Genomic DNA, 19,888 nt, shown 5'->3' on the forward strand with positions numbered 1-19,888 from the left:
GCGGGCCCTTCCGCATTTCCACCTCCCTGACGACGAAGGTGGGGAAGCGCCAGGCCTTCGGCCACCCCCACGCTCGCGCCGCTTCGGCGCCGCCGAAGCGGCAAGGAACCTGTGAGGGGTGCGTAGGAAATCGATACGGTCGACTTCCCATGGAGACGAGGAACTCGACTGCCACGCTGAACCCCGGCGCCCTCGCTCCACCCGAGCGAGGGCGCCGAACACCTCTCATGCCATTTCGAGGGCCGCTTTCATCGGGGGAGGAAGTTGGGCTGGTGGACAGCGCACACCAAGCCCGGAGGGCGGCGCCGCGTCAGTTGAGGGTCTTGCTGTCGAATCCGTCGGCCAGAAGCCGCTGGTACGCATCATGAACCGTCTCCGGAACCTCCTGGGCAACGGCGAACCCGCGCCTCGGGTACTCGATTACCCGCTGGAGGTCGCCCACGAGGCTGTCGATCACGAGCTTGTCGTCGCCGATGCTCTTCACGTAGTCGTTCAGGATCATCGGGGTCGAGGCGCACACCACCTCGGCCTCCGGCCACACCTTGCGGCACGTCGCGAACGCCCGGCGCTCCATGTACGGCATGGTCACGAGCAGCACCGACCGTGCCTCGATGCCGGCGGCCTCCAGGACGTCACGGGAGAACTGGATGTTCTGCCCGGTGTTACGGGCGCGGGGCTCCTGGTGGATCGCATGCTCGGGGACCCCGAGGGCGATGGCGTGCTCGGTGAAGTGCACGGCCTCACCTCGGGGGAAGAGCTCCGGCCGGGACGGGTTCGGCCCGCCCGTGAACACGATCCTCCGCACCAGGCCGTCCAGGTACAGGGCTGCCGTCTCGGCCGCCACTCCGAGGTCGTGGCAGCCCAGACCGATCGCCACATCGCACGGCCGCCGCTCGTGCCCCATCTGGTGGTATACCCAGATCAGCGCGGCGTCCGCCCACTGTCGGTCGGTGATCTCGTGCTGCTGAGTGTCCGCCACGTTCTTCTCCCGCTCACTGAAGGTACCGTTCCCGCCGGAATCCGGACCGGATGCCTCGGATGCTCCTTCGCTGGTGGGTCGTACCGTACGTGTCCGCCAGCACCTCGGCCCTGTCCAGCAGGGCGAGCCCCTCCCCGTCACCTTCCACCTCCTGTGCGGCTTCGGCTTCGCCTCGCCGCTGGGCCTCCACGGAGTTGCGCAGGAAGTCGGCCAGCCGACTTCTCGTGGAGAAGAGGCAGCCGAAACGAACGAGGCGATGCCGTCGGTCAGACCGTGGGCGGCGCCGGGGCGAAGTAGTCGCGGAGCATCTCGCTGGTCCACGTGGGTTGGCGGACTTCTCCCCGCGGGCCGAACTCCTCGAACCAGGGCTTCACTTCGAGGACCGGGGTGCCGTCGATGGCGTCCAGGTTCTCGACGTGCAGGTCCAGGCCGTCGACCTTCACGAGCCGACAGCGGGAGGACCCGAGCCAGTTGATGCGCCGCATGTTCCGGTGGCCGAACACACCGACCTCGGGCCAGTCCGGGTTGTCCCGGGGGCGGCGCGCGCCGAAGTTCAGATCGGTCGGGTCGGTCCTGTGGAACCGGAAGATCACGTCGAGGTGGGAGAACTCCTCCAGCCCCTTCGTCGCGTCGAGCGGAAACCTGTCGCCGTCGAGCCGGATGATGGCGCGCGTCCCTCCCCAGTAGTCGTCGGTCGGTTCCGTTCGACCTCCTACAACGTGCCCGAGCGCTTCCACGCTGAAGATGTCACTCATGTGTTTCCTCTCCTTGGAACGGACCGCGCTTGGGCGGCGGGTCAGATGGTGGCTGCCAAGTACTCGGCAGCGCGCCTGTCGACGGCGTCGATCGGTTTGCATGGCGTCGAGTGACTGGGATGAGATAGTGCGACCCTGGAGCGCTGCCCGGCCTTCACGAGGCTGAGGTGACCGAGAATGAGGAAGTTTTCCAGGGCGCGAGGCTGCGCTCGAAGCTCCTTTCCGCCCCTGAGGCGTGCAGTCCGGCAAGGATGATTCGCCAAGAGGCAGAGGGCGGAGGCATGTGATCCGGGCGAAGTGGTTGCGTCGGAACTCGTTGGCCCGAACCGGGGCCTGGTCAGAGGATGTTCCATTCGAGCCGGTCGTGTCCGGACCGCAGCCCTTGGATGCGGTGTCGTACCTCCGCGATCGTCGGGCTTCCGGCTGAGGCCCGCTTGGCGTTCGTGGTGATCATCCGCAGTTCACGGAGCGAGCACAGGGCGGGGTAGCCCTGCCACGACGTCACGTCGAATCCGTAGGCATCGGCGAACTCCTGATAGTGGGCGCGGCCGTAGCCGAAGCGGCGACAGTGGATCTCGACGGTGACGAGGTCGAGTTCCGGCTGCCCGAAGCAGGCGGTGTCCCAATCGCACAGGACTGCGGAATCCTCGTGGTGGAGCGCGTTCCGGTGCTGAGGGTCCCCCTGTGACAACCCCGGCGGCAGGACGTAGCGGACCTGGCGAAGCGCGTCCTCCAGCTCGGTCAGCCGCCGTTCGAGGTAGGCGACATCGTTCGCCGGCAATGCGGTGGTCTTCGCGATCGACCGCCTGATGGCACCGGCTGTGTCGACGGGACGGACATCGAAGGGAGGTAGTGGAAGCTCATGAAGCATGCGGAGGGGAACAGCAAGATGCGCCGCCGGGACGGGACGGTCGGGCTGGGGCAGGTGGTGCCAGAACGTCACGGCATGCCCGTCGACCACAACCGGTTGCTTCATCGGCAGCAGTTCGACGGTGGGGAAGTTCTTGCTGGTGAGCCACTGAACGAGCCGGACGGTACGGCGGACGCTCTCCAAGGGTGTGCCCGCCCTCGCGATCTTGGCGACCGCCCCGGCGGCCGGCAGCGTGTAGACGGCGTTGGTATGGCCGCGCAGCATCACGGCTCCGGTCGGGTCGAGCCCGACCTGGTCGCACGCGGCGTTGAGGATTGTGACGACCTCGGCTTCGGCGAACCCGCCGACCCGGACAACCGGAACACTCATACCTGTCAGGCTGACGGGCAGGGGAAGCATCTGTCACGTCCCGCCGGACGGAAGCGCCAGGAGTTCGCCGAGTTCCCGGGCTGCGCGAGGCCTCGCCTCCTTCGGCGTTATCTTGATGACATCCGCCGCGCGGGTGCCGAGGATCTGCGTACGGTGGTCACCGGGCACCGCCAGGTAGGTGTCCCGGGCCAACTGGCAGGCCTCGGACACGCTCCGCTGCCGAACCAGACACATGGCCTGCTCCAAGCGCAGCAGCGCCGGGTCGATACCGGTGTGGTCGGGGTAGAGGCGCAGAGCCTCCTCCTGGGCACGGCCGGCCTGCACCGTGTCGCCGAGCGCGGTGAAGGCGCCCGACAAATAGAGCTGGAGCCGCCGATAGGGGAACGCCCAGGCATCGTCCTCCAGGGCTGCCTGCCGACTGCGTTCGAACAGCCCGCGGGCTTGTGCGATCGACGCGCGGGCGCCGTCCTCGTCTCCCTGGCGAGCCTTGATCCGGGCTTCCGCGGCGGCGGCGAACGCTCCTGTCGCGGACGGCCGCCCGCGGTTGAGGAGCACAGCCTCGTGGGCAAGGGCTGCTGCCTCGGTCAGAGGCCCGTAGTAGAACGGCAGCATTGCTGCTTGCACTCGCACTCGTGTGCGCAGTTCGCGGTTGCCGCTGTCGTCGGCTGCTGACTTCCCGGTCCCGTACCAGTCCCGGGCCTGCTCCTTTCGTCCCAGCTTCATCAGGGCGTCCGCGGTCAGAGTGGACAGCACGGCGATCATCTCGGACAGACGCACCTGGACGAGCGCCGGCTGCCGCTCTTCGGAGTACTGCCGGACTTCCTCCAGGGTTGTCAGCAGCCGTGCCAGCATCACCATCGGGGGGTCGGACACGTAGTCCCGTCGCAGCGTGAGGAGCTTCCCGTCCAGGGACTCCAGCTCCCCGGTGGTGAGCGTCGTGCTCGCCAGCGTGCGTTCGATGGCGCGCCGGTGTGCGCGGGCCACAGCATCGAACGGGTCGCTCACGTCAGGCGACCCGGGTGCGGCCGCACGTTCGGTCACCGGAACATCGGGTGCGACGGGCGGCGTGAACACGGTCACAGGCGAGCACACATCCGCCCGGTAGCCACCGGAAAGTCCCAGTCCTTGCGCATCGGTCCGGTAGAGGCGACACAGAAGGTCGATGGTCTGAGCCCGCGGCATCCGAGCGCTCCGCTCCCACGCGCCCAGCTGCTCGGCGTCCGGATTCGGACGGTCGAGCGCCAACCCATCGCACAGGGCGATCAGTTCGCTGACGGCACGAGCTCGTGTCCACCCCCGGGCGAAGCGGTGAGCACGGAGGCGCGTAACGCCACAGCACTCAACGATCGCAGCCACCGCCATGTCGATCGTCCAGCCGTTCACCAAGGCACGGGCCCTGGTACTCGCTGCGCAGGACGGCTTGTGACCCACGCCCCACCTCCACTATCGCCGAGCGACAGCCTAGTCGCCCGGGGTCACTGACTGACCGTCAAAACCAGTAACTCATTGCCGGTTTGCATCACCGCTGGCGTCAAAGCAGTGAGTCCGGCTCGTAACGGCAACTTCTTCCGCTTGCCCCTCGACTCTGACGCGGCGAGTCTCTGTGGACACGCGATGGCCACCACTCGCCACCCCCGCCAATGACCCGGGAACACTTGCCCATGTCCAGCCAGGAGGAACAGCCATGCACCGTGTCCTGGAGGTCAAAGCCAAGGTCACAACCGCGTCCCTCGGCGCGATCCGCAACCTGTTGTCCGAGGAGGTCGCGAGAGCCGGCATCGTCCTCGACGAGTCCCGGGCGTACGCGCTCCGCGTGTGTTCGTCGGAGTTCGTCGACAACGCGATCAAGCACGCCGCCGGTCAAGGCCCTGACCGTGAAGCCGTGTTGTTGATCGAAGTGGGCGTCGACCGGGAGCGCGGCCGTTTGCGGACCACAGTGACGGACCCGAGCGTGGTCGAAGCGGCGATGAACAGCAGCGTCGACGACCTCGAGGCGACCAGTGGCCGCGGACTGGTGGTCGTCGACGGTTACGCGGACGACATCGGATGGCACCAGCGGATCGACCTTCAGGGGCGGCCCACCGGCTGGTCCGTCTGGTTCGAGTGCGCCCTGAAAGCGCCTGGTTGTATCCCTGGCATAGCCGGGAGGAATTCGGAGGTTATTCCTGGGCCCAATGGCTTACCTGGCGTCGAAAGACTAAGGGGACCGTAGCATGCCAGTAAAGCGGTGGCCGGGTCCAGATATCGGGGACGGTGCACCGCGAGGCCCGCGCGATATGGTGAAAGCTGGATTGCCTGAACCCTAATCTCCAGTCGATTCAAAGACAGATCCGCCGGAAAGGTATCCGAAGCCGGCGCCACTTCCTGCATCAGGTTCTTCGAACGCCGATGCAACTCCGGGGAGTGGGACGATGTCCAGCGAGGGCATTCAAGGAGATGAGTGGGGCACCTAAGTCGCGCTGATACGTACAACTAGGACGAACAGGGGATCACCTAAAGGGCGCGAGCCCCATGGTGACGGAGTGTCCGTAGTAGTCGCAGGAGTCACGACCTGCCAGGGAGGACGGGAAAGCCGTCCACAGGGCCAAGGGACACAGGTGACCGGATATCAACGGAACCGGGAGGTATGCGTAATGCAGAGCGCCGAAGCGGTACTTGATATCCTCCGTGAACGCGGCAGGCGCGGCCTGCCGTGCGAGGAGCTCTATCGGCAGATGTTCAACCCGCAGTTGTATCTCATGGCCTACGGGCGCATCTACTCCAACAAGGGGGCGATGACGCCCGGGGCGACAGGGGAAACCGCGGACGGCATGTCGCTGGCGAAGATCGGACGCGTCGTCGACGCGATGCGCCACGAGCGCCACCGGTTCAAGCCGGTCAAGCGGGTTTTCATCCCGAAGAAGAACGGGAAGCGAAGGCCGCTGGGGTTGCCGTCCTGGACGGACAAGCTGGTCGGTGAGGTGATGCGTCTCCTGCTGGAGGCGTACTACGAGCCGCAGTTCTCCGACCACTCCCATGGTTTCCGTCCCCACCGGGGCTGCCACACCGCACTGCGCGACGTGGCCCGTACCTGGACCGGGACCAGCTGGTTCATCGAGGGCGATATCGCCCAGTGCTTCGACGCGCTCGACCATCGGTTGATGCTCGAAACACTGGCCGAGAAGATCCACGACAACCGGTTCCTGCGGCTTGTGCGCAACATGCTCAAAGCCGGATACCTGGAGGACTGGAACTGGAATGCCACGCTGAGTGGCGCTCCGCAAGGCGGTGTCCTATCGCCCATCCTGTCCAACATCTACCTGCACCGGTTGGACTCCTTCGTCGAGAAAGTTCTCCTGCCGGAATACACCCGAGGCGGACTCAGGGCGAGGAGCCCCGAATACCGCAGGGTCGGAGACGCTATCCGGCGTGCACGAAGGCGCGGAGACCGCACCGCCGTGCGCGCCTTGCGCAAGCGGCTTCATTCTCTCCCGAGTCAGGACATGAACGATCCGGGATACCGCCGCCTGCGTTATGTGAGATATGCCGATGACACCCTTCTCGGGTTCGCCGGACCCAAGGCCGAGGCCGACGAGATCAAACAGCGCCTCGCGCGGTTCCTGCGCGATGACCTCAAGCTGGAACTGTCCGAGGAGAAAACCCTGGTCACCCATGCCAGAACCGAAGCTGCCAGATTCCTCGGTTACGAGATCAGGACCCAGCGGGACGACGGGAGGTCCGAGCGGAAGAAGGGAAACCGGCGGCTCCGCCGCTCGGTGAACGGAACCATCGCCCTCCATGTCCCGAAAGACGTGATCAAAGCCAAATGCGCGCCCTACCTGAAACGCGGAAAACCCGCACATCAGCCGTCGATGTACAGGCACGACGATTACAGTCTCGTCGGCATCTTCGGTGCCAGGTATCGCGGGATCGTCCAGTACTACCTGCTGGCCGGCGACGTCCACCGACTGAACCGGCTGCACTGGGTCATGCAGTCCTCGCTGCTGTGCTCCCTGGCGAACAAGCACCGCTCGACCGTGTCGAAGATGGCCCGCAAGTACAAGGCCACCATCGAAACCCCGGCCGGGCCGCGCAAGTGCCTCCAGGTCAGCATCACCCGCGCCCCGAGCAGCAAACCACTGGTCGCCCGGTTCGGCGGAATCCCACTCCAGCGCAGAAAGAGCGCGGTTCTCAAGGACCGCGATCCTGTCCAGGCAGTCTCTGCACCACGCCAACGCGAGCTGGTCAGAAGGCTGTTGGCCGGGACCTGTGAGCTCTGCGGAGCGACCGAGGACATCACGGTCCACCAGATCCGCAAGCTTGCCGACCTCGGCCTCTTCGGGCAGGAACAACCCAACTGGGCTGCCGAAATGGCCAGGAGGAAACGAGTGACCCTACTCGTCTGCCCAACCTGCCACAACGACATCCACGTTGACTGCGAAAGCACACCTCACGGAAGTCACTGGAGAGCCCGTTGCGGTTAACGTCGCACGACGGGTTCGGGAGGAGGCCGCTGGGAAAAGGACCAGCCCACAGGCTGGCACCTCGCCCGGCGGTCCACCTCACACTCGACGTGGAACCGGCGACCTTCGGCCAGGCCACCGCCGCTGAGGCGGAAGTGCAGCCGAAGGCCGTCGTGCGGCCCCCCGAGCGTTGCCTGATGGTCGGCCCCGGGCACGCACCCGGGAATACGCCGAGGCCGAACCGACCGGCACAACGGCCTGGGGAACGCACCGTCGTGCCGACAGCCGCGAGCCGACGTCTCCACGGGCCGGGCCGGGCCGCCACTCCCGTCCACCCTTCCACTCCGTACCCGAGGACTGCTCCATGAGCGTCGGAACGCGAACCAGAAAGCTGCTCAAGACCATCAGCCCCGCCCGCAGACTGGACATCGCGGCCTCCTGCGAGGCCCTGACGCAGGCCTGCGTGGCCACCGGCGACGACCCCACGAAAGCCGAGCTGCTCAGCGACAGCCCGAACCACCTGTGGTCGCTCGGCTCGCGCTCGCGCGCACTTGCCGTCGTCCACCCGGACGTGGACGAGGCCTGGGCGCTCATCAAGGGCGCGCAGTTCCTCCGGGAGCACCTGCTCCCCGTCACCTCCGCCTACTACACCGAGGTTCGCGCGACCGCCGGCGGCCGGGCCGTGACCTTCTGGCAGGACCCGGGGAAGCCGAGCACCGACACGTCCCTCTCCGCGTGGGTGACCGCCCTCACCCACCGCATCGACCCCGGGACGGCTCCGTGGCTGCGGGAACACGACCCGTTCGCCCACCTGCTGGACGGCTTGGACGACGCGCCGCTGGACGAGTCCGCCCGCCGGTTCCTGCGTGAACGCGCCGCCCAACTGCGAGAAGAGTGGGACTACCTCGACTGGCCGACACCGGAAACCGTCGTCCTCGGCGCCCTCGGCATGGTCCCCTGCCATGACGACGGAGTCCACGTCGGACTCCTGCTGCGCCGCCCGCTCCGACGCGGCCACCGCGAGTGGGACCTGGTCGCCGCCCGCTGGCGCTCCGAACTGCTCACCGGCCCGCGTCAGGACCACCGGACCTACGCCGACACCTACCTCTCTTACGAGCGGGAGGATCGGCTCCCGGACCACCCCTACATCGGAGCCTGGTCCGGCTACCAGGTCGTACGCGACATCGTTGTCCTCACCGCGGTGATGAACACGGTCCGCCGCGCCCACCTCGACGCCAGCATCCGCCAGGAGGCCGCCCACCGCCTCGCGTGCCTGCGCGGCGCACACCCGGTTCCGTGGAATTGGGGGCCGCGATGAAAGTCCGAACCAGGAAACGGAGTTCACATGGACGTGACCCGAGGATTCTTCATCACCGTCGACGGTCTCAGCGCGAGCGGGAAGACCACGGTCGCCCCGCTGGTCGCGGCCCTCGTTGACGGCGTCCACCTCACGGACGACACCTTGCCGACCTTCCCCCGCATGCGTGCGGAGGTGGACGCCGTCGGCATCCTGGCGGCGCGGTTCCACTGGTGGATGATGGCCAATCACATCAAGTCCGAGACCGCTCGCGCGGTTGTCGGGGCGGGTCGGACCGTGGTGGTCGATTCCTACTTCCCGCGCACCATCGCCACGCACAGGGCGATGGGTCACGACTGCGCGCCGGAGTACCCGGAGGGAGTCCTCGTCCCGCACGTGCCGATTCTGCTGGAGGTGGACGAACGCGTCCGCCAGGAGCGGCTTCGCTGGCGGGCCGAGCTGGGAACGCTGAGTTCCTGGCACCGGCGGGAGGAGCCGAACGTGGCCGAAAGCTCCCGCGTGTACCGGGCGTTCGGACTGCTGCGGGTCGACGGCACCGACCGCACGCCTGCCGAGGTGGCTCGCAGCATCGCCGATACCGTGCGCTCGTATGCCCGCACCGCATCGAGGAAGGCAATTCCCCATGACCGCAACTGAGTTCGAAGCGAAGATCCTCGACGTCGATCCGGAGGAGATCCGCGTGCTCCTGGCCGGGGCCGGGGCCGAGCACGTGGTCGACCGCTTCCAGCGCCGCTACGTCTACGACATCCCCGGCCGGCCGGGAGCGTGGGTCCGGCTGCGTGACACGGGCACCGACGTCACCCTGTGCGTCAAGGAGATCCACTCCGACGCGATCGACGGCGTGGCCGAAACGGAGACGACCGTCGGTGACTTCGACGCCGCGAACACGCTCCTCGGCAAGCTCGGCTACCAGCCGAAGGCGTACCAGGAGAACCGTCGGTCCTCCTGGACGCTCGGTGGCGCGGCCATCGAGATCGACCACTGGCCGCTGATTCCCCCCTACCTGGAGATCGAGGGCGACAGCGCCGAACGCGTCCACGCGACCGCCCTCGCGCTCAAGCTCCCCCTGGAGGAGCTGACGAGCGAGAACACCACCAAGGTCTACCGCCGGTACGGGATCGACATCGAAGCGATTCCCCGGCTCACGTTCGAGTGACAGGAGACAAGCCTTGTCAGCTACCCATCGTCCGGCGATCAGGGTCGTCCGGGACAGGACGATCCGCATCAAGGTGATCGACGACTGCGGGCTGGCCTGCACGTTCTGCCACAACGAGGGAACGCCGGTCACCGCCGACAATCGAGGCCGCGCCGAACTGCCCTTCGTTGCGGGCCCGGGCAGGACCGGGCGTGTGTCGATCTACAGCGAGACGAACGGGGTCGGCTTCCTTGCCGCGAGGATGGCCCCGGACGCGTCCTTCCGGCGGGCGGTGCGAACCGTGGCGAGGGCGTTCGACGCCCACGAGGTTCACCTCACGGGTGGGGAGCCCACCCTTCACACGGAGGTGCCCGCGCTGGTCGCGGCACTCACCGGCATGGGGTTGAGCGTCGGGATGACCAGCAACGGGGAACGCGGCCGGCAGGTGATGGCGGAGTGCTCCGCGGCCGGACTCGGCCGAGTCAACGTGTCGGTCTTCGGCACGACCGCCGCAGAACTCCGGGCCGTTCAGTCCGAGCGCTTCAGGGCGCCGAGTAAGGCCTCCGTGAACATCGTCGTCCCCGGAATGGCCCACGTCGGCCGGGTCGTCAACCTGGTCGAGTCGTACGGCCAGTTCGCGGACGTGCGGATGCTCACCAGCATCCAGGACGGGCCGGAGTCGGTCGCGGCGATCTCCGAAGTGCTGGCCCGGGTCGGCGCGGAACCGGTGCTCCGGACGTTCACCGCCGGGACCTCCGACGAGCGCACCCTCTACCGGGCGCTCGGCAGCCGGGCGGTGTACGTCAAGCGGTTGCTGCCCGTGCGGCTCCCCGACACCTGCGCGTCGTGCCGGTTCAACAACGACACGGACTGCGAGGAGGGCTACTACGGCATCCGCCTGTACCTCACCGATCAGGGGGAGTACATGGTGGGCGTCTGCATTCAGCGGATGGACCTCTGCGTGCCCGTGGCCGAGTTGCCGAAGAGCGGGATCGTGGAGGAGGTACTGGCCTTCAAGGACGCCGAAGTCCGGAGGCTGACGCGCGAGTACGGTGCCGCCGCCTGAGCCGCCTGATCGGTCGGCCCCGGCGACAGGGCTTCGCGGCCTCGCTCGGGTCGAGCGAGGCCGCTGGGCTCCGAAACTGTTGGGCTGACACCTGCCCTTCGGCCTTGTCCTCCAGGGTGCCAACTGTGTGGACTCCGAGATCCTCCTCGCCGCCGCCTACGCGGCGCGGACGTCCCTGACCTCGCAGTCCTGCTGACCACGGAGCCCGACACCGCACAGGCCATCCTGGAAGCGGTATCGCACCGGACGGTCAACACCGAAATCCCGTACGGGAGTTAGAGAGAACATGAGCACAATCAGCGACATCGGCCCTGCCCCGCTCCCGATCGTGGACGTCCACGTCGTCCTGCGCACCCCGGACGGCAAGATCCTGCTCTCTCAGCGCGGCGGCCCCTACAGCTACGGCCAGTGGCACGCCCCCAGCGGCAAACTCGACCCCGGCGAGAAGCCCGCCCACGGCGCCGCCCGCGAACTGCGGGAGGAGACCGGCATCACGACCGACCCGGCCCACCTCCGCCTCGCCTACACCGTCCTACACCACCAGGCCCCCGCACCCCTGCGCCTCGGACTGTTCTACCTCGCCACCGAGTGGCAGGGGGAGCCCGTCAACCGCGAACCCGAGAAGTGCCTGGACCTGCGCTGGTTCACCGAGGACGGCCTGCCCGACGACTTGATCCCGTACCCCGCCGCTGGCATCCACGGCACCCTCACCGACCCCGGCGGCCTGGCGCACCACGGCTGGCCGGCCGCGTAGCGGTCGGCCGGTAGGGCAGGGGCCCGCGCGTTCGAGGCGAACGTGCGGGCCCCGGAGTGGAATCGGGGTCAGCGGGTGGCGAGGGATTCCAGGAGGCGGTCGAGGGAGGTGCCGAGGCCCCAGCGGGTGGAGAGTTCCTCCAGGGTCATGGGGTAGAGGGGTTCGCGGGGGAGGACCGGGTCGAAGTCCGGGAGGGGGGCGTCGGGGGCGACGCGGACGACGGTGGGGGCGACGTCGAGGTAGGCGGCGCCTTCGACGATGTTGCGGCGGCGGGCCGGGGTGAGCTTGGAGCCGAGGTCGAGGGCGGCGGCGCGGATGGCCGGGAGGTCGCCGTACTCGTTGATCAGTTGGGCGGCGGTCTTCTCGCCGATGCCCTTGACGCCGGGCAGGCCGTCGGACGGGTCCCCGCGCAGGGCGGCCATGTCGGCGTACTGGGCGCCGCGTACGCCGTACTTCTCCTGAAGCAGCGCGTCGTCGGTGACCTGGAGGTTGCCCATGCCCTTGACCGGGTAGAGCACGGTGATCCCGCGGGCGTCGTCGACCAGTTGGAAGAGGTCGCGGTCGCCGGTGACGATCTGCACCGGGCCGGTGGCGCGGGCGGTGAGGGTGCCGATCACGTCGTCCGCCTCGTAGCCGGGGGAGCCGACCCGGGCGATGCCGAGGGCGTCCAGCACCTGCTCGATCACCGGGACCTGCGGGGCCAGCGTGTCGGGCACCTCCTCCTCGCCGTCCTCGGCGGCCTCGGCGACCCGGTGGGTCTTGTAGGAGGGGACGAGGTCGACCCGCCACTGCGGGCGCCAGTCGGCGTCCATGCAGGCGACCAGCTGGTCGGGCCGGTGGTCGTGGACCAGCCGGGCGATGAAGTCCAGCAGGCCGCGGACGGCGTTGACCGGCTCACCCTGCGGCGAGCGCAGGGTGTCCGGTACGCCGTAGTAGGCCCGGAAGTACAGGCTGGCGGAGTCGAGCAGCATCAGTCGCGGTGCGGTCACGTCTCAGATCATGCCGTACGGCGGTGACGGACCGCCGGTTCTCAGTGCTCGTGCGGTCCGGCGCGGTGGACCGGGCCGTGGGAGTCGGCGCAGTGCTCGGCGGCGGTGGAGGCAGCGGTGGCGGCGGAGGCGGTGGAGTCGGGCGGGGTGGCGATCTGCAGCAGCGCGCCGGCCTCGTCCTCGCCGACGTGGTCGACCTGGAGGGTGGAGTGGGTGATGCCGTACTCGTCCGAGAGCCGGCGCTGCAGGGAGCGCCGCACCGCGTGGCAGTCGCCGCCGGGGGTGACGAGGATGTGCGCGGACAGGGCGGGCTGGCCGGAGGTGATCTCCCAGATGTGCAGGTCGTGGATCTCCTCGACCAGCGGTTCGGTGACCATCCGGTCGGCGACGGCGTCCGGGTCGATCCCGGCCGGGGCGGCCTCCAGGAAGATCCGTCCGGAGTCCCGGACCAGCGCGATGCCGGCCTTGAGCATCAGTGCGACGACGATCAGCGAGGCGATGGCGTCGGCCCGGGCGAAGCCGGTGGTCAGTACGATCGCGCCGGCGACGGCGGTGGCGATGAAGGCGTACAGGTCGGTCAGGACGTGCTGGAAGGCGCCTTCGACGTTCAGCGAGCTGCGGTTGGCCTTGGACATGCACCAGGTGGCCGCGAGGTTGACGACGATCCCGATCAGCGCGGTGATCAGCACCAGCGAGCCGGTGACCTGCGGCGGCTCGAACAGCCGGGTGACCGCCTCGTAGCCCAGCCAGGCCGACAGCACCAGCAGGGTGACCCCGTTGGCCTGCGCGGAGAGGATCTCGGCGCGCTTGAGGCCGTAGGTGTAGCCGCCCCGGGCCGGGCGGGCGGCGAGCCGCATGGCGATCAGCGCGAGCACGATCGAGGCGGCGTCGGTGAGCATGTGCGCCGCGTCCGAGATCAGGGCCAGGGACTGGGCGGCGAAGCCGACCACGACCTCGCCGGCCATGAAGACGACGATCAGGGCGAGGGCGCTGAGCAGCCAGCGGCGGTCCGCGTCGGCGGCGACGCCGTGCGAGTGGCCGCCGTGTCCCCCGGAGCCGTGGGAGTGCCCGCCCGAACCATGCGCGTGCCCCCCGGAGCCGTGCGAGTGGGAGGGCGAGTGCCTCTGGTCATGCGCATGATCATCGTGCGAGTGCTCGTGCCCGGCCATGGAAGTCCTCTCTGGGCGCACGGGTGGGAAAGGGGGCGCGATACGACCGCCCCGCAACCGAAGTGAATCGCAGAATCGACAAAGATCCAAAGGTTGTACTGGTGACCGTTGTCGTTCCCGTCCGGGCGGCCGGATCCGGCTCACTCCGCACCCGGCCGGCCTCCCGAACTCCCGTTCCCCCGCGCCCAGTTGATCTACCCCAGCGCCATCGCGTCGAGGACCGCCGCGGTGGCCGCCCGGACCAGGGCCCGCATCAGCCGCAGGTCGTCCCCCTGCTCCGGGTGCCACTGCACCCCGAGCGCGAACCCCGGCCCCTCCACCGCCTCCACCGTCCCGTCCGGCGCGTGGGCGCTCACCCGCAGGCCCGCCCCCACCCGGTCGACGGCCTGGTGGTGGAAGGTCGGCACCTCCAGCTCGCTCTCCGGCAGCAGCCCGCCCAGCAGCGTCCCCGGCACCGGCCGCACCAGGTGCGAGCCGTAGCACCCGGGCGCGCCGCCGTGCACGTCCACCGGCACCACGTCCGGCAGGTGCTGTACCAGCGTCCCGCCGCACACCACGTTCAGGACCTGCATCCCCCGGCAGACCGCCAGCAGCGGCATCCCCGCCGCCAGCGCCGACCGCAGCAGCGCGACCTCCCAGGCGTCCCGCTCCGGCGAGTCCACCTCCGTCGCCGGGTGGGCCGGCTCCCCGTAGTACGCCGGGTCGATGTCCGGCCCGCCCGCGATCACCAGGCCGTCCAGCCGGGCCAGCACCTCCGGGGCGCGCTCCGGGACGTCCGGCGGCAGCAGGACCGCGATCCCGCCGGAGTCCCGGACCTGCGCGGTGTACCGCTCGGGCAGCAGGGCCACCCGGCGGCCCCGCCAATCGCTCCAACTCGCGTCCACCAGGTAGGTGCTGACGCCGATCAAAGGCCTGCGATCCATGGCGCGCATTCTCCCCCCGGAGCACCTGATCCACCGTCAGCCACGCGCGTCGGCGCGCCACGGGCGCCCGACACCCACCCGCCCTCTTCCGCCCCGCGAGTCGCAGGCCGTACGGTTCGCTGTGACCGTTTGATCTCGAAGAGTGATCGAGGAGGAGGGTTCGGTATGTCCGAAACGCCCGAACGGGCCGCCGCGGGCTCGCCGCCCCGGCCGCCGCTGACCCTGGACCGGCTGCGCGCCCTGGTGGACACCGGCGAGGTGCACACCGTCGCGCTCGCCTTCACCGACATGCAGGGGCGCCTCCAGGGCAAGCGCTTCGCCGCCCGGTTCTTCCTCGACGAGGTGGCCGAGCACGGCGCCGAGGCCTGCGACTACCTGCTGGCCGTCGACGTCGACCTGAACACCGTGGACGGCTACGCCTTCTCCTCCTGGGCCACCGGCTACGGCGACTTCGCGATGCGCCCCGACCTCGGCACCCTGCGGCTGACCCCCTGGCAGCCCGGCACCGCCCAGGTCACCGCCGACCTCGCCCGGCACGGCGGCCACCCGGTGGACGCCGCCCCGCGCCAGCTGCTGCGCCGCCAGATCGCCCGGCTCGCCGAGTACGGTCTGGCCGCCGACATCGGCACCGAGCTGGAGTTCCTGGTCTTCCGCGACACCTACGAGCAGGCCTGGCTGGGTGGCTACCGCGGCCTGACCCCGGCGAACCTCTACAACGTGGACTACTCGATGCTGGGCACCGCCCGGGTCGAGCCGCTGCTGTCCCGGATCCGCACCGAGATGGCCGGTGCCGGCCTGGTGGTGGAGTCCGCCAAGGGCGAGTGCAACCTCGGCCAGCACGAGATCGCCTTCCGCTACGCCGACGCCCTCACCACCTGCGACCAGCACAGCGTCTACAAGACCGGCGCGAAGGAGATCGCCGCCCAACTCGGCTGCGCGCTCACCTTCATGGCCAAGTACGACGAGCGCGAGGGCAACAGCTGCCACATCCACCTCTCGCTGCGCGACACCGTCGGCGCCCCCGCCTTCGCCGACCGGGACGGCCGGATGACCGACACCATGCGGCACTTCCTGGCCGGCCAGCTGGTCGCGCTGCGCGAGTTCAGCCTGCTGTACGCGCCGAACATCAACTCCTACAAGCGCTACCGCCCGGGCTCCTTCGCCCCGACCGCCGTCGCCTGGGGCCGGGACAACCGCACCTGCGCCTACCGGGTGGTCGGCCACGGCCCCGGCCTGCGGATGGAGAACCGGGTGCCGGGCGGCGACGTCAACCCGTACCTCGCGGTGGCCGGGATGATCGCGGCCGGCCTGCACGGGCTGCAGCGCAAGCTGGACCTGCCCGCGCCCTGCCTCGGCAACGCCTACGCGGTGGAGGAGTACGCGCGGGTGCCCGGCTCGCTGCGCGAGGCCGCCGGGCTCTGGGCGGACAGCGCACTGGCCCGCGAGGCCTTCGGCGACGACGTGGTCGAGCACTACCTGAACATGGCCCGGGTCGAGCAGTCCGCCTACGACGGGGCGGTCACCGACTGGGAGCGCTACCGATCCTTCGAACGGATGTGAGCCGTGACCGAGCCGAACGCGACCGCCGGGAGCAGCACGGTCCGCAACCCCGCCACCGGCGAGGTGCTCGCCACCGTCCCCGACACCACCCCCGAGCAGCTGGACGCGGCCGTCCGGCGCGCGGTGAAGGCCCAGGCCGGTTGGGCGGCGCTGGCCCCCGGTGAACGCGCCCGGCTGCTGCGCCGGTTCGCCGACCAGGTCGAGGTGCACGTCCCGGAGCTGGCCGCCCTGGAGGTGGCGGAGGCCGGCCACCTCCAGGCCAGCGCCCGCTGGGAGGCCGGCAACGTCCGGGACCTGCTGGAGTACGCCGCCGGGGGAGTGGAACGGCTGACCGGCCGGCAGATCCCGGTCCCCGGCGGCCTGGACGTGACCTTCCACGAGCCGGTTGGCCTGGTCGGGGTGATCGCGCCGTGGAACTTCCCGATGCCGATCGCCGCCTGGGGCTTCGCCCCCGCCCTGGCGGCCGGCAACGCCGTCCTGCTCAAGCCCGCCGAGGCCACCCCGTTGACCGCTCTGCGGCTGGCCGAACTCGCCCTCGCGGCGGGCCTGCCCGAGGGCCTGTTCCAGACCGTCCCCGGCGCGGGCGCCACCACCGGACGCGCCCTGGTGGACCACCCGGCCGTCCGCAAGATCGTCTTCACCGGCTCGACCCTCGTCGGCAAGGAGGTCGCCGCCCGCTGCGCCGCCCGCGCCAAGCGGGTCACCCTGGAGCTCGGCGGCAAGAGCCCCAACATCGTCTTCGCCGACGCCGACCTGGCCCGCGCCGCCGACCCGCTCTCCTTCGCCGACAACAGCGGCCAGGACTGCTGCGCCCGCAGCCGGATCCTGGTCCAGCGCGAGGTGTACGAGGACTTCCTCGCCCTGCTGCTGCCCGCCGTCGACACCCTGCGCACCGGCGACCCGACCGACCCGCAGACCCAGCTCGGCCCGCTGATCTCGGCCGCCCAGGTCCGCCGGGTGGCCTCCTACCTCACCCCCGACCTGCCGGTGCTGGCCCGCGGCAAGGTCCCGGACGGGCCCGGCTACTGGTACCCGCCGACGGTGGTCGCCCCCGAGGACCCGGAGGTCCCGGCCGTCACCGAGGAGATCTTCGGCCCGGTCGCCGCCGTCCTGCCGTTCACCGACGAGGCCGACGCGCTGCGGCTGGCCAACGCCACCCGCTACGGCCTGTCCGGCTCGATCTGGACCAGGGACGTCGGCCGCGCGCTGCGCCTGGCCCGGGGCGTACGGGCGGGCAACCTGTCGGTCAACTCGCACTCCTCGGTGCGCTACTGGACGCCCTTCGGCGGCTTCGGCGAGTCCGGGGTGGGCCGCGAGCTGGGGCCGGACGCGCTGCGCCACTTCACCGAGACCAAGAACGTCTTCATCCACAGCGAGGAGTGACAGCCCGATGAGCGAGAAGCACGCCGCGCCGGACGAGCCCGTCTGCCGACGGCTGGTCGGCCGCACCGCCGTGGTCACCGGCGCGGGCAGCGGGATCGGCCTGGCCGCCGCCCGCCGGCTCGCCTCGGAGGGCGCGAAGGTGGTCTGCGCCGACCTCGACGAGGAGACCGGGCGGGCCGCCGCCAAGGAGGTCGGCGGGCTGTTCGTGCACACCGACGTCACCGACCCGTACATGGTCGAGGCGCTGTTCGACGAGGCGTACGAGACCTGCGGCAGCGTGGACGTCGCGTTCAACAACGCGGGCATCTCGCCGCCCGAGGACGACTCGATCCTGACCACCGGCCTGGACGCCTGGCGCAGGGTCCAGGAGGTCAACCTGACCTCGGTCTACCTGTGCTGCAAGGCCGCGCTGCCGTACATGCGCCGGCACGGGCGGGGCTCGATCATCAACACCGCCAGCTTCGTGGCCCGGATGGGCGCGGCCACCTCGCAGATCTCCTACACCGCCTCCAAGGGCGGGGTGCTGGCGATGTCCCGCGAGCTGGGCGTGCAGTTCGCCCGGGAGGGCATCCGGGTCAACGCGCTCTCGCCGGGGCCGGTGGACACCCCGCTGCTGCGCGAGCTGTTCGCCAAGGACCCGGAGCGGGCCGCCCGCCGGCTGGTGCACATCCCGCTCGGCCGGTTCGCCCGGGCCGAGGAGATCGCCGCCGCGGTGGCCTTCCTGGCCAGCGACGACTCCTCGTTCATCACGGCGAGCGAGTTCCTGGTGGACGGCGGCATCTCCGGGGCGTACGTCACACCGCTGTAGCCGCCCGCGGCCGCGGGCGGTCGGGCCGCGGAAGGGCCGCGGAAGGGTCGCAGTCGGGGTTCTCACCGGAATCTCATCGAAAACGGCGGGAATTCCGGGCCGCGCTGATTTCGCGTTTATCCGGCTGCCTTTAGATTCTCTACCGTGAGCGAGCAGATTCCCGCCGGGTGGTACCCGGACCCCAAGAACACCACCGGCGACCCGAGGCCGCAGCGGTGGTGGGACGGCAAGGGCTGGACGGCCGACACCCGGCCCGCACCCTCGGACGCCCCGGCACCGCAGGCCCCGGAGGCGGAGCCGACGGCCGCCGCGGCCCCGGGGCCGGGAGCGGCCGGGCAGACCACGGTGCTGGAGGGCGAGGTGCTGGAGAGCGGCCCGACCGTCCGCTACCCGGAGCCGCCGCCCTTCGGCGCCGCCTACGGCTCGCCCGCCGGGCCGCCGCGCAAGCCCCGGCGCAAGCCCTCCAAGCTGGTGCTGGCGACCACCGTCGCCGCCCTGCTCGGCCTGGCCGTCGGCGCGGGGGTCACCTACCTCGCGGTGGACGGCCACAGCGACCGCGCCCCGCGCAGCGCCCGCCCGGCCCCGCAGGGCGGCGGCTACGGCCCGTGGGGCGGCCTCCCGGGCTTCGGCGACCCCGGCAACGGTGGGGGCGGGGACAGCAAGGGCGGCAACGGGGGCAACGGCGGGAACGGCGGGAAGGGCGGCGGCGGGAACGGCAACGGCGGCGGCAAGACCCGCCCGAGCACCGACCAGGCGATCGACGTGGTCAACAAGCTCACCCTGCCGGTCCCGGACGGCTGGGAGGCAGGCACCACCACCGACGGCTACGCCATGCTCAGCGTCGGCTCGTACACCTGCGTGGACGGCAAGAGCACCTGCTCCCTCGGCGGGGCCAACACCGGCCGGATCGACGGCGGCGGCACCGACGCCCAGGCGGCGGCCAAGGCCGACATCGCGGCGGCCGCCAAGGCCGCGTACGGCGACGTCACCGGGCACCAGGAGCTCAAGTCCGAGGCCGTGAAGGTCAACGGCCAGGACGGCTACCTGGTCCGCTGGAAGGTGGACGCGCCCAAGGGCAACAACGGCTACGTGCAGACCGTGGTCTTCCCGTCCGCCGACGGGAAGTCGCTGGTCTCGGTGCACTTCGGCTTCGACATCGCCGACAAGTCGCCGGACGTCGCGGTGATGGACACCATCGTCAAGGGCATCACCGACTACAAGGGCAAGCTGCCGACCATCCCGGGGCTGCCCGGGTCCGGCGGGTCCGGCGGGTCCGGTGCGGGCGCCGGCGGCGCCGGGGGCACCACCACCTGAGCACCGCGCTCCTCACACGGCGGCGGCCCACCCGGGAGGGAACCCTCCGGGTG

Annotated in this window: 18 protein-coding genes; 11 read left to right on the top strand and 7 right to left on the bottom strand. The window is 70.0% G+C overall.

Features of this window, described 5'->3' with window-relative positions; all coding sequences use genetic code 11:
* Positions 1 to 310: 310 nt before the first annotated feature.
* From ACFCY1_RS24565 to ACFCY1_RS24580, 4 genes are all read right to left on the bottom strand, one after another.
* A complete protein-coding gene (locus ACFCY1_RS24565; RefSeq protein ID WP_375876053.1) occupies positions 311 to 979 on the bottom strand; it encodes a YdcF family protein in 669 nt (222 codons plus the stop codon).
* A gap of 266 nt (positions 980 to 1,245) precedes the next feature.
* Complete coding sequence (locus tag ACFCY1_RS24570) at positions 1,246 to 1,734, bottom strand: SAM-dependent methyltransferase (protein WP_375876054.1); 489 nt, start codon at positions 1,732 to 1,734, stop codon at positions 1,246 to 1,248.
* Between the two features lie 337 nt (positions 1,735 to 2,071).
* A complete protein-coding gene (locus ACFCY1_RS24575; protein WP_049649896.1) occupies positions 2,072 to 2,974 on the bottom strand; it encodes a phosphotransferase in 903 nt (300 codons plus the stop codon).
* A 33-nt stretch (positions 2,975 to 3,007) separates the two neighbouring features.
* Positions 3,008 to 4,357 carry a tol-pal system YbgF family protein gene (locus ACFCY1_RS24580; RefSeq protein ID WP_241852865.1) on the bottom strand — a complete coding sequence of 450 codons (1,350 nt, stop codon included), beginning with the start codon at positions 4,355 to 4,357 and terminating at the stop codon, positions 3,008 to 3,010.
* A 301-nt stretch (positions 4,358 to 4,658) separates the two neighbouring features.
* Here ACFCY1_RS24580 and ACFCY1_RS24585 point away from each other — a divergent pair, with 301 nt between their 5' ends.
* The 7 genes from ACFCY1_RS24585 to ACFCY1_RS24615 all read left to right on the top strand — a co-directional run bounded on the left by ACFCY1_RS24585 (position 4,659) and on the right by ACFCY1_RS24615 (position 11,689).
* Positions 4,659 to 5,186, top strand: coding sequence for an ATP-binding protein (locus tag ACFCY1_RS24585; protein WP_375876055.1), 528 nt, complete (start codon positions 4,659 to 4,661; stop codon positions 5,184 to 5,186).
* A 421-nt stretch (positions 5,187 to 5,607) separates the two neighbouring features.
* Positions 5,608 to 7,437 carry a reverse transcriptase domain-containing protein gene (locus tag ACFCY1_RS24590; RefSeq protein ID WP_375876056.1) on the top strand — a complete coding sequence of 610 codons (1,830 nt, stop codon included), beginning with the start codon at positions 5,608 to 5,610 and terminating at the stop codon, positions 7,435 to 7,437.
* 343 nt (positions 7,438 to 7,780) lie between these two features.
* The gene (locus ACFCY1_RS24595) at positions 7,781 to 8,734 is read left to right on the top strand and encodes a hypothetical protein (RefSeq protein WP_375876057.1); all 954 of its coding nucleotides are present in this window, start codon (positions 7,781 to 7,783) and stop codon (positions 8,732 to 8,734) included.
* Between the two features lie 27 nt (positions 8,735 to 8,761).
* Positions 8,762 to 9,370 (top strand): AAA family ATPase, encoded by a 609-nt coding sequence (locus ACFCY1_RS24600; protein ID WP_375876058.1) that lies wholly within the window; start codon positions 8,762 to 8,764, stop codon positions 9,368 to 9,370.
* A complete protein-coding gene (locus ACFCY1_RS24605) occupies positions 9,357 to 9,890 on the top strand; it encodes a class IV adenylate cyclase (protein WP_375876059.1) in 534 nt (177 codons plus the stop codon). The genes ACFCY1_RS24600 and ACFCY1_RS24605 overlap by 14 nt, the downstream gene beginning before the upstream one ends.
* Positions 9,891 to 9,903: 13 nt before the next feature.
* Positions 9,904 to 10,935, top strand: coding sequence for a radical SAM protein (locus ACFCY1_RS24610; protein WP_375876060.1), 1,032 nt, complete (start codon positions 9,904 to 9,906; stop codon positions 10,933 to 10,935).
* 286 nt (positions 10,936 to 11,221) lie between these two features.
* Complete coding sequence (locus tag ACFCY1_RS24615) at positions 11,222 to 11,689, top strand: NUDIX domain-containing protein (protein WP_375876061.1); 468 nt, start codon at positions 11,222 to 11,224, stop codon at positions 11,687 to 11,689.
* 68 nt (positions 11,690 to 11,757) lie between these two features.
* Here ACFCY1_RS24615 and ACFCY1_RS24620 read toward each other — a convergent pair whose 3' ends face one another.
* The 3 genes from ACFCY1_RS24620 to ACFCY1_RS24630 form a co-directional block, all read right to left on the bottom strand.
* Positions 11,758 to 12,660, bottom strand: a complete 903-nt coding sequence (locus ACFCY1_RS24620; RefSeq protein ID WP_117491547.1) for a 5'-3' exonuclease — start codon at positions 12,658 to 12,660, stop codon at positions 11,758 to 11,760.
* 59 nt (positions 12,661 to 12,719) lie between these two features.
* Complete coding sequence (locus ACFCY1_RS24625) at positions 12,720 to 13,847, bottom strand: cation diffusion facilitator family transporter (RefSeq protein ID WP_375876062.1); 1,128 nt, start codon at positions 13,845 to 13,847, stop codon at positions 12,720 to 12,722.
* A 194-nt stretch (positions 13,848 to 14,041) separates the two neighbouring features.
* The gene (locus ACFCY1_RS24630) at positions 14,042 to 14,770 is read right to left on the bottom strand and encodes a gamma-glutamyl-gamma-aminobutyrate hydrolase family protein (protein WP_375876064.1); all 729 of its coding nucleotides are present in this window, start codon (positions 14,768 to 14,770) and stop codon (positions 14,042 to 14,044) included.
* A 165-nt stretch (positions 14,771 to 14,935) separates the two neighbouring features.
* Between ACFCY1_RS24630 and ACFCY1_RS24635 the strand changes: the two genes are divergently transcribed.
* The 4 genes from ACFCY1_RS24635 (at position 14,936) to ACFCY1_RS24650 (ending at position 19,835) form a co-directional block, all read left to right on the top strand.
* Complete coding sequence (locus ACFCY1_RS24635; RefSeq protein ID WP_375876066.1) at positions 14,936 to 16,330, top strand: glutamine synthetase family protein; 1,395 nt, start codon at positions 14,936 to 14,938, stop codon at positions 16,328 to 16,330.
* Between the two features lie 3 nt (positions 16,331 to 16,333).
* Positions 16,334 to 17,713, top strand: a complete 1,380-nt coding sequence (locus ACFCY1_RS24640) for an aldehyde dehydrogenase family protein (RefSeq protein WP_375876067.1) — start codon at positions 16,334 to 16,336, stop codon at positions 17,711 to 17,713.
* A gap of 7 nt (positions 17,714 to 17,720) precedes the next feature.
* The gene (locus ACFCY1_RS24645) at positions 17,721 to 18,521 is read left to right on the top strand and encodes a 3-oxoacyl-ACP reductase (RefSeq protein WP_049649878.1); all 801 of its coding nucleotides are present in this window, start codon (positions 17,721 to 17,723) and stop codon (positions 18,519 to 18,521) included.
* Positions 18,522 to 18,665: 144 nt separating this feature from the next.
* Positions 18,666 to 19,835 carry a DUF2510 domain-containing protein gene (locus tag ACFCY1_RS24650; protein WP_375876068.1) on the top strand — a complete coding sequence of 390 codons (1,170 nt, stop codon included), beginning with the start codon at positions 18,666 to 18,668 and terminating at the stop codon, positions 19,833 to 19,835.
* Positions 19,836 to 19,888 lie beyond the last annotated feature (53 nt).

Source organism: Kitasatospora sp. NPDC056273, from assembly GCF_042268845.1.
Classification (GTDB): domain Bacteria; phylum Actinomycetota; class Actinomycetes; order Streptomycetales; family Streptomycetaceae; genus Kitasatospora.